At 70.2% G+C, this 15,002-nt stretch carries 14 protein-coding genes and 2 pseudogenes; 11 read left to right on the top strand and 5 right to left on the bottom strand.

Annotated features, from left to right (window positions below):
- Positions 1-31 precede the first annotated feature (31 nt).
- The gene (locus HJD23_RS31085; protein ID WP_171115571.1) at positions 32-499 is read right to left on the bottom strand and encodes an RDD family protein; all 468 of its coding nucleotides are present in this window, start codon (positions 497-499) and stop codon (positions 32-34) included.
- Between the two features lie 207 nt (positions 500-706).
- Between HJD23_RS31085 and glnA the strand changes: the two genes are divergently transcribed.
- Complete coding sequence (glnA, locus tag HJD23_RS31080) at positions 707-2,116, top strand: type I glutamate--ammonia ligase (protein ID WP_171115573.1); 1,410 nt, start codon at positions 707-709, stop codon at positions 2,114-2,116.
- A gap of 131 nt (positions 2,117-2,247) precedes the next feature.
- On the opposite strand, the gene HJD23_RS31075 is transcribed toward glnA, so the two are convergent.
- Complete coding sequence (locus tag HJD23_RS31075; RefSeq protein ID WP_171115575.1) at positions 2,248-2,499, bottom strand: hypothetical protein; 252 nt, start codon at positions 2,497-2,499, stop codon at positions 2,248-2,250.
- 181 nt (positions 2,500-2,680) lie between these two features.
- On the opposite strand from HJD23_RS31075, the gene HJD23_RS31070 reads away from it, so the two are divergent.
- The 3 genes from HJD23_RS31070 (at position 2,681) to HJD23_RS31060 (ending at position 4,595) form a co-directional block, all read left to right on the top strand.
- On the top strand, positions 2,681-2,938 hold the full coding sequence (locus tag HJD23_RS31070) for a hypothetical protein (RefSeq protein WP_171115577.1): 258 nt from the start codon (positions 2,681-2,683) through the stop codon (positions 2,936-2,938).
- Between the two features lie 152 nt (positions 2,939-3,090).
- Positions 3,091-4,008 carry a zinc metalloprotease HtpX gene (gene htpX, locus HJD23_RS31065; protein ID WP_171115579.1) on the top strand — a complete coding sequence of 306 codons (918 nt, stop codon included), beginning with the start codon at positions 3,091-3,093 and terminating at the stop codon, positions 4,006-4,008.
- 2 nt (positions 4,009-4,010) lie between these two features.
- The gene (locus HJD23_RS31060) at positions 4,011-4,595 is read left to right on the top strand and encodes a hypothetical protein (protein WP_171115580.1); all 585 of its coding nucleotides are present in this window, start codon (positions 4,011-4,013) and stop codon (positions 4,593-4,595) included.
- A gap of 7 nt (positions 4,596-4,602) precedes the next feature.
- On the opposite strand, the gene HJD23_RS31055 is transcribed toward HJD23_RS31060, so the two are convergent.
- Positions 4,603-4,884, bottom strand: a complete 282-nt coding sequence (locus tag HJD23_RS31055; RefSeq protein WP_171115583.1) for a hypothetical protein — start codon at positions 4,882-4,884, stop codon at positions 4,603-4,605.
- A gap of 401 nt (positions 4,885-5,285) precedes the next feature.
- Here HJD23_RS31055 and HJD23_RS31050 point away from each other — a divergent pair, with 401 nt between their 5' ends.
- Complete coding sequence (locus tag HJD23_RS31050; RefSeq protein WP_171115585.1) at positions 5,286-6,476, top strand: winged helix DNA-binding domain-containing protein; 1,191 nt, start codon at positions 5,286-5,288, stop codon at positions 6,474-6,476.
- Between the two features lie 152 nt (positions 6,477-6,628).
- Here the strand turns inward: HJD23_RS31050 and HJD23_RS31045 are convergent, their stop codons facing one another.
- A complete protein-coding gene (locus tag HJD23_RS31045; protein WP_171115587.1) occupies positions 6,629-6,943 on the bottom strand; it encodes a hypothetical protein in 315 nt (104 codons plus the stop codon).
- A 392-nt stretch (positions 6,944-7,335) separates the two neighbouring features.
- Between HJD23_RS31045 and HJD23_RS31040 the strand changes: the two genes are divergently transcribed.
- The 5 genes and pseudogenes from HJD23_RS31040 to HJD23_RS31020 all read left to right on the top strand — a co-directional run bounded on the left by HJD23_RS31040 (position 7,336) and on the right by HJD23_RS31020 (position 12,439).
- Positions 7,336-8,007 carry a hypothetical protein gene (locus tag HJD23_RS31040; protein WP_171115589.1) on the top strand — a complete coding sequence of 224 codons (672 nt, stop codon included), beginning with the start codon at positions 7,336-7,338 and terminating at the stop codon, positions 8,005-8,007.
- A gap of 311 nt (positions 8,008-8,318) precedes the next feature.
- On the top strand, positions 8,319-9,347 hold the full coding sequence (gene glnII, locus HJD23_RS31035) for a glutamine synthetase (protein WP_171115591.1): 1,029 nt from the start codon (positions 8,319-8,321) through the stop codon (positions 9,345-9,347).
- 133 nt (positions 9,348-9,480) lie between these two features.
- Positions 9,481-10,504, top strand: a pseudogene (locus HJD23_RS31030) (SDR family oxidoreductase).
- 36 nt (positions 10,505-10,540) lie between these two features.
- Positions 10,541-10,710 (top strand): annotated as a pseudogene (locus HJD23_RS31025) (DNA-binding response regulator); the annotation flags it as partial.
- Positions 10,711-10,933: 223 nt separating this feature from the next.
- Positions 10,934-12,439, top strand: coding sequence for a DUF1996 domain-containing protein (locus tag HJD23_RS31020; protein WP_171115593.1), 1,506 nt, complete (start codon positions 10,934-10,936; stop codon positions 12,437-12,439).
- Positions 12,440-12,525: 86 nt separating this feature from the next.
- Here HJD23_RS31020 and HJD23_RS31015 read toward each other — a convergent pair whose 3' ends face one another.
- A complete protein-coding gene (locus HJD23_RS31015; RefSeq protein ID WP_171115595.1) occupies positions 12,526-12,918 on the bottom strand; it encodes a hypothetical protein in 393 nt (130 codons plus the stop codon).
- A 114-nt stretch (positions 12,919-13,032) separates the two neighbouring features.
- Between HJD23_RS31015 and HJD23_RS31010 the strand changes: the two genes are divergently transcribed.
- Positions 13,033-14,952, top strand: coding sequence for a hypothetical protein (locus HJD23_RS31010; RefSeq protein ID WP_171115597.1), 1,920 nt, complete (start codon positions 13,033-13,035; stop codon positions 14,950-14,952).
- Positions 14,953-15,002 lie beyond the last annotated feature (50 nt).

The following is a 15,002-nucleotide window of genomic DNA, read 5'->3' as shown; positions in this document are numbered from 1 at the left end:
GGCCTTCGCCGTGTTCGGGGACTCCCGGCCGTCAGATCCGTACTTCGACCGTCTGCGCGATCCGGTCGTGCAGCCCGCGGCCGTCCCGGTCCCAGACCAGGGCGGGGACGGCGAGGCAGAGCAGGACCGTGCGCAGCAGGGCGCGGCCCGGGTGGACGGTGCCGGTGCCGAGGGCGACCACACGCAGACCGAAGAGACGCTTACCAGGGGTGACGCCGATCGTGCCGACGGTCAGGACACTCATCACGAAGAAGATCAGCAAGGCCCAGTTCCCGGTCGTCTGGCCGTAGCCGTCCGTGATCAAGCTGTATGCGATCATGAGGCACAGCCCCCAGTCCACGGCCAGCGCACCGAGCCGCCGGCCCGGGCGGGCGATCGAGCCCGGCCCCTCCTCGGGGAGCCCCAGCTGCTCGCCCCGGTAGCCGAAGTCCGCACCGGCGTCCTCCATGGCCGCGCGGGGCCCGGAGAGCCATGATCCGATTGCTTGCCTCTTGTCCACCCGACTAAGGTACTGCGCCCGGATTTGACCGGGGTACGTCGGGGTCGGTCCGCGTTACGGTGGAACGGAGCCGGTTAACTTCTGCGAAACAAATGGGTCACGCACGAGAAATGACGCGTCCCTAGGGTCGAGGTCAGCGTGTGCCACCGCACTGGCCGCACGAACGAACTACCACCCCGGCGGGACGTCGGGAGTAGGAGGAGCTGGATGTTCCAGAACGCCGACGAGGCCAAGAAGTTCATCGCGGACGAGGACGTCAAGTTCATCGACGTCCGCTTCTGCGACCTGCCGGGCGTCATGCAGCACTTCACGGTGCCCGTCGAGGCGTTCGACCCGGACGACGAGCTCGCCTTCGACGGATCCTCGATCCGCGGCTTCCAGGCCATTCACGAGTCCGACATGGCCCTGCGCGCCGACCTGTCGACCGCCCGCGTGGACCCGTTCCGCCGCGACAAGACGCTCAACATCAACTTCTTCATCCACGACCCGATCACGGGCGAGCAGTACTCCCGTGACCCGCGCAACGTGGCGAAGAAGGCCGAGGCGTACCTGGCCTCCACCGGGATCGCCGACACCGCGTACTTCGGCCCCGAGGCCGAGTTCTACGTCTTCGACAGCGTCCGCTTCAAGACGTCCGAGAACGAGTCCTTCTACCACATCGACTCCGAGGCGGGCGCCTGGAACACGGGCGCGCTGGAGGAGAACCGCGGTTACAAGGTCCGCTACAAGGGCGGTTACTTCCCGGTCCCGCCGGTCGACCACTTCGCCGACCTGCGCGCCGAGATCAGCCTGGAGCTGAACCGCGCCGGTCTGCAGGTGGAGCGCCAGCACCACGAGGTGGGCACCGCCGGCCAGGCCGAGATCAACTACAAGTTCAACACGCTGCTCGCCGCCGCCGACGACCTGCAGCTCTTCAAGTACATCGTGAAGAACGTCGCCTGGCGCAACGGCAAGACCGCGACGTTCATGCCGAAGCCGATCTTCGGTGACAACGGCTCGGGCATGCACGTCCACCAGTCGCTGTGGAGCAACGGCGACCCGCTGTTCTACGACGAGCAGGGCTACGCCGGCCTGTCGGACACCGCCCGCTACTACATCGGCGGCATCCTCCGGCACGCTCCGTCGCTGCTCGCCTTCACCAACCCGACGGTGAACTCGTACCACCGCCTGGTCCCGGGCTTCGAGGCGCCGGTCAACCTGGTGTACTCGCAGCGCAACCGCTCCGCCGCGATGCGTATCCCGATCACGGGTTCGAACCCGAAGGCCAAGCGCGTCGAGTTCCGCGCGCCCGACTCCTCCGGCAACCCGTACCTGGCCTTCTCCGCCCTGCTCCTCGCGGGCCTGGACGGCATCAAGAACAAGATCGAGCCGGCCGAGCCGATCGACAAGGACCTCTACGAGCTCGCCCCCGAGGAGCACGCGGGCGTCCCGCAGGTCCCGACCTCCCTCCCGGCCGTCCTCGACTCCCTGGAGGCCGACCACGAGTTCCTCCTCCAGGGCGACGTCTTCACGCCGGACCTGATCGAGACGTGGATCGACTACAAGCGCACGAATGAGATCGCCCCGCTGCAGCTGCGTCCGCACCCGCACGAGTTCGAGCTCTACTTCGACGTGTGATCGACGCCGTGTGATCGACGCCTGATCGGCGTCCGATCGGCGTCCGAGACGCGGTGAGGGCCGCCACCTGGAGTGTTTCAGGTGGCGGCCCTCGGGCTTTCGCCCCCGGTCCGGTGGAGTCGCTACTGCCTTCAGCGGACCACGATCACGACGGGAACGCTGCCGAAGTGGTTGAAGGGGTCGAAGAAGCCGTGGCCGCCGAAGAAACCCCCGTAGCCGAACCGGTGGTGGCCCCACCAGTCGTCATCGCCCCAATTCGCGGGAACGTTGGTCGTGGTGGTGGCTGCCGATGCCGTGCCGGCTGTGCCGATCGCGGCGCCACCGGCCATCAGTACACCGATGGCGGACATCGCGAAGAGACGCCGAGCGCGTGGTGCTTTCATGAAGAAACCTTCCTTCCATCCCAGCGTGCGGGACACGAGCTGGACGGATGGCCGTGGATGCGCCCTACTGAAAAAGGCTAAGCCCGCCACCGATCATTCGGCATCCTGAACGGGCTTCCCAGGAGTCCGGCACAGGGGGGATGATCGACCCGGAGACTGTTGTTCGAGAGAGGTAACGGGGATGTCCGAACCGGACGACGCGGAGAAGGAGTTCGACATCAAGTGGGCGGACAGCGCCGAGCACAAGGAGCCCTCGGCGCGGGCCCGGATGCTTGCCGCGCGCTGGAAGCACAATCCGCCCGGGCCGGTACCGTTCCGGGCGGAACCGGAAGGGCGGGCACGGCCGCGGTCGGCGTGGATATCGACGACCGTGGTGCTGGGGTGCGTGGTCGCGGTGATCCTGTTGCTCGGCTACATCAACTTCCGGGCGCCCTACTGATCCTTTACCGGTCCGTGATCCTTTGCCGATCCGTGATCCTTTGCCTGTCCGTGATCCTTTACCGGTCCTGGGACTGATCACGACCGCCTCATGGGGTGGGGCGGGTGCACACTGGGCAGTGGGACGAGTGCCTGAGCGCAGGATGGTGTTCCATGCACAGCCGCTTCCGGAGTGACCCGAAGCTGACCGCGCGGATGACGGTCACGCTCTTTCTGCTCGGATTGTTGTACGTGGCGTTCATCGCCGCGTTGATCGCGCTGCTGAAGTCCTGGGTGCTGGTCGTGGTGATCGCGGCGGCGCTGCTGGGCGCGCAGTACTGGTTCTCCGACCGGATCGCGCTCTACGCGATGCGCGGGCGGGTCGTGGAGCGGGAGGAGTATCCGGAGCTGCACGGCGTGGTCGACCGGCTGTGTGCGGTGGCGGACATGCCCAAGCCGGTGGTCGCCGTGTCCGACATGGAGATGCCGAACGCGTTCGCGACCGGGCGGAACGCCGACCACGCGGTGGTCTGCGTGACCACCGGGCTGCTGCGGCGGCTGGAGCCGGCGGAGCTGGAGGGGGTGCTCGCGCACGAGCTGTCGCACGTGGCGCACAAGGACGTCGCCGTGATCACGGTCGCCTCATTCCTCGGGGTGATCGCGGGGCTGATCGTGCGGTTCGCCTTTTACTCTCAGCTCTTCGGCGGCGGGCGGCGCGACCAGAACACCGCCGTGGTCTTCCTGGGGATCATGGGCGTCTCCGCCGCCGTGTACGCGATCAGCTTCCTGCTGATCAGGGCGCTGTCGCGGTACCGGGAGCTGGCGGCCGACCGGGCGGCGGCGCTGCTGACCGGGCGGCCCTCGGTGCTGGCGTCCGCGCTCACCAAGGTGACCGGGGACATCGCGCGGATCCCGACGAGGGACCTGCGGACCGCGCAGGCCTTCAACGCCTTCTACTTCACGCCCGCGCTGGGCCGTGGTTCGGATGTCGCGCGGCTGTTCTCCACCCACCCGAGCCTGGAGCAGCGGCTCGAACAGCTGGGGCGGATCTCCGCCGAGTTGGGTGAGGCGGCGCCTCCCGGAAAGGCGTGAGCATGGGATTGCTGGACATCCTGCTCGGTCGTACGAAGCCGGTCGTACCCGATCTCGACCAGTTGTTCGCGCTGCCCTCGGCGGCGGTGACGCTGGAGGCGGCGGCGTCCTTCACCCCGACCGGGCACGGCGCGGTGTGCTTCGCGACGGTCGAGGGTGCCGCGTTCGACCAGACGCACCGTGAGGTGCGGGCGCTGCTGGACGCGGACACCGAGCGGACCGGGCCGCCGGTGGAGCTGGAGCGGGACGCGTACGGGTACTCCTGGCTGGTGTCCCGCCGCGCCCCCGACGAGTTGTCGCTGCTGGTCAACGATCTGCACGCGGTGAACAGCTCGATGGAGATCAACGGTTTCGGGCCGCAGCTGCTGTGCTCGCTGGCCGGTTTCCGGGACGATTCGGGGCGGTCGCTCGCGCTGGTCTATCTCTACAAGCGCGGCACCTTCTACCCGTTCGCGCCGCTGCCCGGTACGGGGCAGCGGCGCGACAACGCGCTGGAGCTTCAGGTGAAGGCCGCGCTGGCGGGTGATCTGCGGATCGAACAGGATCTGGGGCGGTGGTTCCCGGTGTGGGGTGCGCCAGGGCTGTGACCCTGTCCTACTTGCTGCGCTCGCGCTCCTGGCGGCGGGACTCCAGCGGCCGCTCGCGGCGGTAACGGCGCTCCCACTTGGCCTGCTGGTCGCGGCGCTCGCGGTATGCCTTGTAGGTCGTGGGCGCGGGCCCGGGCGACGAGGGGGTCGAGGTCGACGATGTCGAGGACGCGTCGCGCCCGTACTGCACGTAGAGGAAGAGCAGGGCGACGGCGGCGAGCCAGTAGAGGTGGTTTCCGAATCCCAGGACGACCAGGACGACCGTCCCGGAGATGACGATGGTGCCCATGACGGGACTCCCTGGGAGGTGTGTTGTTCGGTGCACCGAGAGTAGCGCCGGGGATATGGGTGGCCGCATCTCCTTTTTCGTGAGGTTCCTCTTTCGTGAGGTGGGGCCCGGGCCGCCGTGAGTGAATGGCGCCATGCATGCCCTCTCCCGTTTCACGCGTTTCACGTATGCCCACGACGGCGAACGACTCAGCGGAGTGAGTGGCGGCGCTGAGAATGTGCGCGCCCGCGGTGCGGTGCTGGCTGTACCGGGGACGGACGCGGTGATCCCGTCGGCGGTGACGGAGGTGGTCAGCGGGACGGGCGAGATTTCGCAGGTGGGGCCCGTTGTCAGTGGTGGTCGGCAGGATGGGTGACAGGACGTCGTCGGGCGTGGAGTGAGCGGAACGGGTGGAGGCCGGGATGGGTGCTGCGGGGTTGCCGTACGTCGGGGTGGTGGAGCGGCGGGCTCGGGTGGCGGTGCGGCATCGGCTGGCGGTGGGGGCGCGGGCCGGACGGCCCGAGGAGGTCGCTGACGCGCTGGTCGCCCTGCACGGTACGGATCCCGCGACGGTGTATCTGGCGGTGGGGGCGCGGCTGGCGGAGGCCGCGGGGACCGTGGCGGAGACCGAGCGGGCGTTGTACGGGGAGCGGACGCTGGTGCGGATGCACGGCATGCGGCACACCGTGTTCGTGTTCCCGACGGAGCTGACCGCCGTGGTGCACGCCTCGACGGGGCTCGCGGTGGCCGCGCGGGAGCGGGCCTCGTTGGTCAAGGACATGGCGAAGGTGGGGGCGCCGGACGCGGCCTGGCTGAAGGAGGTCGAGGAGTCGACGCTGGCCGTGCTGGGGCGGCGCGGGGAGGCCACGGCGGCCGAACTCGCCGGGGACGAGCCGCGGTTGCGGGAGCAGTTCGCGTATGCCGTCGGGAAGAGCTACGAGGGCGTCCACACCGTGTCGACCCGGCTGCTGCGGGTGCTGGGGGTGGAGGGGAAGGTCGTACGGGGGCGGCCGCTCGGCTCGTGGACGTCGAGTCAATTCCGCTGGGCCCTGGCGCCCGAGCATCCCGAGCTGGACATCGCCGAGGCGCAGGCCGCGCTGCTGCGCCGCTGGCTGACGGCGTGCGGGCCGGCGACCGAGGCCGACCTCAAGTGGTGGACGGGGTGGCGGGTGACCGAGGTCCGTAGAGCGCTGGCCGCGATCGGGGCGCAGGAGGTACGGCTGGACGAGGGCACGGGGTACGTCGTCGAGGGCGACGTCGAGCCGGTGGCGGGGCCCGTCGAGCCGTGGGCCGCGCTGCTGCCGGCCCTCGACCCCACGGCGATGGGCTGGCAGCACCGCGACTGGTTCCTCGCCCCCGAGCTGCGGCCCGCCCTGTTCGACCGCAGCGGCAACGTCGGGCCGACGGTGTGGTGGGACGGACGGATCGTGGGCGGCTGGGCCCAGCGGGCCGACGGGGAGATCGTCTGGCGGGTGCTGGAGGAGAAGGGCGTGGGCCGGGATGCGCTCACGACAATCGAGGGGGAGGCGGAGCGGCTACGGCAGTGGGTGGGGGCGACCAGGATCACACCGCGCTTCCGGACGCCGTTGGAGCGGGAGTTGGCGGCGGGGTGAGGGGGCGGCGGTGGGCGGCGGTGGGCGGCGCGGCGCCCCGCACCGCACCGCACGAGCGAACGGACTGAGACGTGCGCCGGACGACGCCAGTACGATCGGGCCGAGAGGTACGCCGGGTGCCGCCGCAAGCGGGCCGCGCCCGGCGCCTCGGCTCACCGCGTGTAGCGCAGCAGCGCCCGCACCATGTGGCACGTCGTGTCGGACGGCGGGTGGACGCCGATGAGCTCCGCGGTGTCGCGGATCGTCTCGTTGCGTGCCTGGTTCGGCACGTACACCCCCGAGTCGAGCAGCGCGATCGCAAGGCGCATCGCCTTGAGCCGGCGGTTGTGCGAGACGTACCACTCACGCGGACGCCCCGGCGGCAACGGCCGCTTCTCCACGGGTGCGTAGGGAAGGTCGAGCAGGACGGGGCGCTTCGCGGTGGACTGGGTCGGCAACGGCTTCGGCTTCAGTGCGGCAGCGGGCACAGGCATCCTCCTGTCGCGGTCAGGGCGCCGACCGGACACCCCGGCGACACCCTCGAACACTGCTTCTAGTTTAGTGCCCGGCACTGACATTCACGGCGTCAGAACGTCCAGCAAATCAGCTGGTCAGCACCGAAACTGTCGCCGTGTCACCCGCGGGCAGAGGCAGTTTCGCCCTTCACTCTGAAACGTTATAGGTACCCAACGCCGCGCAGGACTCCAAGACTGATCGGACACGCCTTCCGCATGGTGTGCCGGCCTAGTCCGCAATAGGCATTGAGTGACAACTCCCTTGTGACGCACGACACTTCAACGTACTCCTGTAACCACTGAGTAACCTCGTTCGGGATCTCGTACATAGCGGCGTACGCTCCCCGACCTCTCAGGAGGCGCGCATGTCGCGTAGGAGAACTCTCAGTACGAAGAAGAAGCTGGCCCTGCTGGTCAGCGCGGCGTCGGTGGCGGGCGGTGGTGCGTTCGTCATGGCGAGCACATCGAACGCCGCCCAGTCCGCGGCGGACTCGACGGTCTGCCAGGGCCTCGCCACCGCCCTCGGCAACAACCAGCGGTTCATCGAGGGCCAGCGGGCCAATCCGGACGCGCAGTCCGCGGCGCGGATCGCCAACCGCGAGGCCGTCATCGCCCAGATCCAGCGTCAGCAGGAAGCGTCCGGGTGCGAGGTTGGGGAGTCGGCTCAGGGCTCCCAGGCCGCGCAGCCCGGCCAGCAGGGCGAGGACGCGGGTCAGGGCGCCGGTGAGCAGGCCGCGCAGCCCTCCGAGCCCGCCGCCCCGGGCGACGGCGGTGGCGCCGCCGCCTCCGGGGAGCAGGTCTGCAACGGCTCCACCGTCACGCTCTCCGGCGAGGGCGGCGCCCCGGCCGCGTCGAGCAACCAGTTCCCGGCGGGTACGAAGCTGAAGGTCACCAACCTGGACAACAACAAGTCCACGACGGTGGAGGTCACTTCGGTCTCGGGCAGCTGTGTCCTGCTCAACAACGCGGCCTTCGAACAGGTCCGGGAGCCCGGCAAGTTCCTGATCCGCCGAGCCGTGATCGAGAAGGTGGGGTGAGGTAGGGGTTCTGCGGGTCCGGTCCTGCTGCTCGCGGCCGCGAGCAGCAGGACCGGCACGTTCCCGCCCCTCACCCCCAACCCCACTCCCAAGCCCATCGCATACAGCGCACTGCCGTCCCCCGCGCGCACGCGCCGCGGCCTCACAGCGTGAGGTGGGCCACACCACCACCAGGTAACACGGGGTTCACAAACGGGCAATGACCGGGAAATCGCCTGTTGACAGGCTCCCGGGCAGAAGGCGGCGTCCCGGCGCCGCAGCGCCGCCGCACCCGCAAGCGCGCCCAGACCCACCCCCGAAGGATGAGGCCCGTGACCTTCAAGGCTGAGTACATCTGGATCGACGGCACCGAGCCGACGGCCAAGCTTCGTTCCAAGACGAAGATCCTGGCCGACGACGCCAAGGGTGCCGAGCTGCCGATCTGGGGCTTCGACGGGTCCTCCACGAACCAGGCCGAGGGCCACGCCTCGGACTGCGTGCTCAAGCCGGTCTTCTCCTGCCCGGACCCGATCCGCGGCGGTGACGACGTCCTGGTGCTGTGCGAGGTCCTCAACACGGACATGACCCCGCACGCCTCCAACACGCGTGCCGCGCTGGCCGAGGTCGCCGAGAAGTTCGCCGCGCAGGAGCCGATCTTCGGCATCGAGCAGGAGTACACCTTCTTCGACGGCGCCCGCCCGCTCGGCTTCCCCGAGGGCGGCTTCCCGGCCCCGCAGGGCGGCTACTACTGCGGTGTCGGCGCCGACGAGATCTTCGGCCGCGAGATCGTCGAGGCCCACCTGGAGAACTGCCTGAAGGCGGGCCTGGGCATCTCCGGCATCAACGCCGAGGTCATGCCCGGCCAGTGGGAGTTCCAGGTCGGCCCGCTGGCCCCGCTGGAGGTCTCCGACCAGCTGTGGGTGGCCCGCTGGCTGCTCTACCGCACCGCCGAGGACTTCGGCGTCTCCGCCACCCTCGACCCCAAGCCGGTCAAGGGCGACTGGAACGGCGCCGGCGCGCACACCAACTTCTCCACCAAGGCGATGCGCGAGGGCTACGACGCGATCATCACCGCCTGCGAGGCGCTCGGTGAGGGCTCCAAGCCGCTGGACCACGTCAAGAACTACGGCGCCGGCATCGACGACCGCCTGACCGGCCTGCACGAGACCGCCCCGTGGGACAAGTTCTCCTACGGCGTCTCCAACCGCGGTGCCTCGGTCCGTATCCCGTGGCAGGTCGAGAAGGACGGCAAGGGCTACATCGAGGACCGCCGCCCGAACGCCAACGTCGACCCGTACGTGGTGACCCGCCTGCTGGTCGACACCTGCTGCTCCGCCCTGGACAAGGCCGGCCAGGTCTGATCCACTGCGCTGTGCCCGAGGGGGCGTCCACCGTCACGGTGGGCGCCCCCTTCCGGTCTGCCCACACACCTGATCGTCTGCTGTCGGCAGAACCCGGTTCCCTCCCGCCGTCCCCCCGGGGAGAGTCACCGGCATGAGACTGCTGATGCTGGGTGGGACCGAGTTCGCGGGACGGGCGGTCGTGGAGGCGGCGCTCGGGCGCGGTTGGGACGTGACCGCGTTCCACCGGGGACGGCACGCGGCCCCGCCCGGGGTGCGGGAGGTGCACGGCGACCGCACCGCGCCCGACGGGCTCGCCGCCCTCACGGAGGCGGACGGCGACTGGGACGCCGTCGTCGACACCTGGTCGGCGGCGCCCCGGGCGGTGCGGGACGCGGCGCGGCTGCTGCGGGACCGCGCCGGGCGGTATGTGTACGTGTCGAGCTGCTCGGTGTACGCCTGGGCCCCGCCCGCCGGGTACACCGAGGACGCGCCCCTGGTCGAGGGCGCCGAGGCCGGCGCGGACCACATCGACTACGCCCGCGACAAGCGGGGCGGCGAGCTGGCCGCCGTCGAGGCCTTCGGCGCGGATCGCTCGCTCCTGGTGCGGGCCGGCTGCTGCTCGGGCCGTACGAGAACGTCGGCCGCCTGCCCTGGTGGCTGACCCGCATCGCCCGCGGCGGCCCGGTGCCGGCGCCGGGTCCGCGCGAGCTGCCGGTGCAGTTCGTCGACGTCCGCGATCTCGCCGAGTGGATCCTGGACGCGGTCGAGCAGGAGCGCAGCGGGCCGTACAACCTGGTCGGTCCCCGTGGGCACACCACCATGGGCGAGCTGCTTCAGGCATGTGTACGGGTGACCGGCGCGGCGGCCGAGCTGCGCTGGACCGAGCCCGAGGTGGTGCTGGGGCGGGCATCGAGCCGTGGAGCCGGCTGCCGGTGTGGGTGCCGCCGGGCAGCGAGCTGCACGACGCCCTGCACGGCGCGGACGTCTCCCGCGCGCTCGCCGCCGGGCTGCGCTGCCGACCGGCCGGCGAGACCGTCGCCGACACCTGGCGCTGGCTGCGGGAGATCGGCGGAACGGCCCCGCAACGGCCGGACCGGCCGCCGGTGGGCCTGGACCCGGAGGTGGAGGCGAAGCTGCTCGCGGGCGGCGCGGGTGTACCTGGCACCACCCCTTGACAACTCCGGGCCCGCTGGGCCCGGCCGGGGCTGCAGAGCGAGCAGTTCGTGGACGCCGTACGACGGGTCGCGGCGGGCGGTACGGCGATGGATCCGCGATCGCCCAGCACACCTCCAACATCTTCGCCAAACTGGGCCTGGAGGTGTCGGACGACGACAACCGTCGCGTCCTGGCGGTTCTCGCGTATCTCGACCACGGTCGCTGATATTCGACCAGGGTCACCGAAAACGGCCCCACTCACTCACTCGCCGTGGACGATCAACAACTCCCGGTACTCCAGAGGCAGTTGGTTCCACAGTGCCCTCACGAACTTCTCATCAATTTCCGCGACGGCTGAACACCCCTGGGACGGACTCCGTATGGGAAGGAGCCGCTTCACTCCTGTCGGGCGCCTCGATGCTGCCCCGCAAGGAAGTCAGAGGAGTTCCATGGGACGCAATACAAGAAAACGCCGCACGCCGCTGGCCACCAAGGTCATTGCCGCATCGGCGGCCCTAGCGCTCGGTGGGGGCGGGCTGGTCTGGGCGAACTTCTATGCCTCGGCACACGAGGAGAACCGCTGGTCGAACAACACAAGGTCGGCAGGGGCCCAGATCGCCACGATCTCCTGCCCCGACGTCGGCCTGAAACTCAGGAACGTGCCCAGGAAGGCGCGCTACGGCGTCGCCCGGGAACTCGCCAACCTGGACAAGCAGATCACCGACGCGTACACCCGTCTCGCCTCCACGCGGCAGGCGCAGGCGGGCGATCCCGGATTCGTCCAGAACGCGATCCTCGGTCCGCTGAAGTCCAAGCGCGTCGCGGCCATCGACCGGATCAACATCAACATCCAGCGTGTAGGCGGCACCGCTCCGCGGGGACTGGAGAGGCTCGCCCAGTGCAAGGGCGTGCCGGCCGAGCAGCCGCAGCCCAATGACGGCAACGGCGGACAGGACAACGGCGGACAGGACAACGGCCAGGATCAGGGCCAGGACAACGGCCAGGGTCAGGACAACGGCAACGGTGCCGCCGGTCCGGTGGCCGACGACTTCGTCGACATCACCACCGTCCAGCCGAACACGCCCCCGTCGAACGGGAACGGGTTCAAGGCCAACGGTGACACCGGTTCGACGGGCAGCTTCACCACGTTCTGCGGCGTCAACGAGAACAACAACTTCAACACCGACAACCTGATCGTCGCCCCCGGTGTCGACAACGGCGCGCGTCACACGCACGACTACGTCGGCAACCAGGGCAACAACGCCTTCGCCAGCGACCAGGATCTCGCCAACGCCAATACCAGCTGCCAGAACCAGGACGACAAGTCGACCTACTACTGGCCGGTGCTGCGACTCCAGGACGGCACCGCGGAGTTCGACCAGAACGAGCTGGGCGGTGGCGCCGAGGGCAACCTCGGCCGGATCCTGAAGGCCGAGACGGCGGAGATCAAGTTCGTCGGCAACAAGCAGGGCGACGTCGTCGCGATGCCGAAGTTCCTGCGCATCATCACCGGCGCCGCCAACGCCTTCACCGGCGGCGACGCGAACGCCAACGCATCCTGGAGCTGCACCGGCTTCGAGGACAGGCAGCTGACGGACAAGTACCCGATCTGCCCCCAGGGCAGCAAGGTGGTCCGCACGGCCAACTTCCAGAGCTGCTGGGACGGCCAGAACATCGACAGCGCCAACCACCGCACCCACGTCGACTTCGTCGAGGCGGACGGCTCTTGCGCGAACGGCTTCCAGGCCATCCCCCAGCTGCAGATCCGTCTGGTGTACGACGTGCCGGCCCCGGTGATCGAGAACGGACAGGTGCGGACCCCGTTCGCGGTGGACGGCTTCCCCGAGGAGCTGCACAAGCCGATCACCGACCACAACGACTTCATCAACGTCATGGACGAGGACCTGATGAACCGGGTGGTCGAATGCATCAACAGCGGTCAGGACTGCCAGTGACGCGGTAGCCGGTGACCATGAGAAGGCCGGCGGTGGGAGATCCCACCGCCGGCCTTCTCACGTCCTCGCCGAAGAGCGCCGGAAAGTCAGTGGTGGCCGGAATGGTCGGCCCCGATCTCCAGCGTCCCCCCGAGTTCCCCGCCCAGGTCCGCCACGACGTCCTGGTGGCCGACGGCGACCCACTTGCGGCCGACGAGGAAGAAGCCCCCCATGCGCTTGGACTCGTTGATCCACTCGCGCTGGCCGCGGTCGGTGGCGAAGGTGGCGAGGATGTACTTCTCGTCGCCGTCCGTGCAGAGGGCCTGGCGGAGCTCGTCGGCGTCGATCTGGATGTTCGGCGTGCACTTCACCTCGGCGGCCAGCTGTTCCAGGCTGCCGGTCGCCGTCTCGGCCGCCTGGTCACCGTTGGAGCCGCAGCCCGCGAGCGCCAGCACCGCAACCGCGCCGCTCACGGCGAGCATCGGACGGGTGAACCTCATCTGTTCCTCCGGTCGGTCAGGGAGGGCACACACCTGTGCCCCCGTTCGATACGGCTGGGGATCGTTCGGTGCTCAATCCGGTGACCTCACGCTGATTCGCTCGTTCTGCTGAACGTGCAGTCACAGGATGTCGCCCCGCGCCCCACGTCTTCCGCTTCCGCCCCGGTCGTCGACGTCGAACAGGTCGAGGCCGCGCTCGTCGAGCACTATCCGCGGCTGGTCCGCCTCGCCTACTTGGTGCTGCCGCCCGGTCTGGGCCGCAACCGGCGTGTCCTGACGGCGCACGCGCTCACCCAGCGCGCGCTGCCCCGCGGCCGCGCCGCGGCGTCGGTGATCCCGGCCCAGTCCACCGGCCGCGACGGCGACCCGGGCTACGCCTTCGTCCGCCTCCAGGTGCTGCGTACGGCACTGGAGGCGGGCCTGCCGCTGCGGCGCAAGGCGTGGCCCAAGCGGTCCCAGCTGCCGCCGCTGCTGCCCCAGGTATGGGGCCTGCGCCTGTTCCCGCGCTCGGGCGGCGCCGAGGAACTCGCGCTGGACCAGCACCTGTCCGCGCTCTCCGCCCCCGCCCGCGCCGCCTACGTCCTGCGCGGCCTGGAGCGGCTCCCCGACAGCGATGTGCACCATGTCCTGCGCACCGCGGGTGTCGCCGACCCGGACGCCGCGCTCCAGGAGGCCGACGGCGTCCCCGCGCAGTACCCGCTGCTCGACTCCCCCGAGTTCGACCCCTGCTCGCTGCAGGCCCGGCCCACCGACCTGATGCGCCGCCGCCAGCACCTCAAGGCCGCGCTCGCCGCCGCCGCGGCCCTCGCCGTGTGCGGGGTGCTGCTCGCCCTCCCCGGCGACGGCTGGGGTCCCGACGGCGCCGCGGCTCCGCCGTACGCGCAGAACCCGGCCGCCCAGGCGGCCCTCGACCCCAGCAGGCTGCTGAAGGTCTCCCCCGGCGCCTGGCGGTCCGCCACCCGTACCGACTTCTCCGTGTGGCCCGCGCGCGGCGACCTCACCACCGACCGTGCGCTGCTGCGCCGCGCCCTCGCCGTCTGGGCGCGCCCGGGCGAGACGGTCCGGGTCTCGGCGACCCGCGGCACTCCGTCCGGCGGCCCGGCCGGCCCGCCCCAACTGCTCTTCGCCGGGAACGTCGACAACGCGCGCGTGGTGGTCTTCTACGACGGTCTGCGCATCACCCGCTACGCCGAGCCGAAGGACGGCACGGCCGGCGCCGCCCTCGACTTCTCCCGCGCCGACGGCGCGACCCGTATCGAGGCGAGCGCGGTGCTGGTGAGCCGGACCGACGGCAACGTCCGCTATCTGACCGCGCCGTGGGTGAAGAAGACGGCCGAGCGGGACCTGCTGAAGCCGGGCTCCGGCGCGATGAACCTCGCCCTCACCGACGGCATCACCGCACCGCTGGCCAGCCCCGTCGCCCAGACCGGCGGCTGCACCTCCTGGAACGTCCTGCAGATCACCGACGACTCCGGTACGCGGCTGATGGCCGACCTCGGTGAACTCCTCCCCGCCCGCCTCACCACCGGCCGCCCGGGCAAGACGCACGACGCGGCCGGGTCGGAGGCACTGCGCACCTGGGCGCCGTTCGGCTGCTCGCTGGCCGACCTGCGCGGGCACGGCGTACGGTCGGTGAACGCCTGGCAGTACGCCTCGCAGCCGCTGCCCGACGCGAGCGGCACGGCGGCATGGGTGTGCACGCGCGGGGAGACCTGGCGGGGCGGCGGCGAGCGGGTGCTGGCGCAGTTCCACACGCCGGGCGGGAAGTACGGGGCGGTGGCCGCGAAGGCCGAGAACGTGGCGGCCTGCGGGCCACGCGATCCTCATGTGCTGGCCGGGGTGCTGTGGAAGTCCGAGGCGGGCCCCTGGTATCTGCTGGCGGCGGGCAGCCGGGACACCGCGTCGATCAGCACGACGGGCGGGGTGGAACGGACCGCGCAGGGCAACGTGCTGGCCGCGAAGACGAAGCAGGGCGTCAAGGCAGAGCTGAAGGGAACCCTGACGGACGGGCGCTCGATCAACGGCCTGGGGTAGCCGGCCGGCGAGTGCTGCCGAACACCCCGGATCGGTTCTGTCCGTTCAAG

The sequence above is a fragment of the Streptomyces sp. Z423-1 genome, assembly GCF_013009255.1.
GTDB classification, from domain to species: Bacteria; Actinomycetota; Actinomycetes; order Streptomycetales; family Streptomycetaceae; genus Streptomyces; species Streptomyces gossypiisoli.
This window is presented reverse-complemented; position numbering and strand designations above follow the sequence as displayed.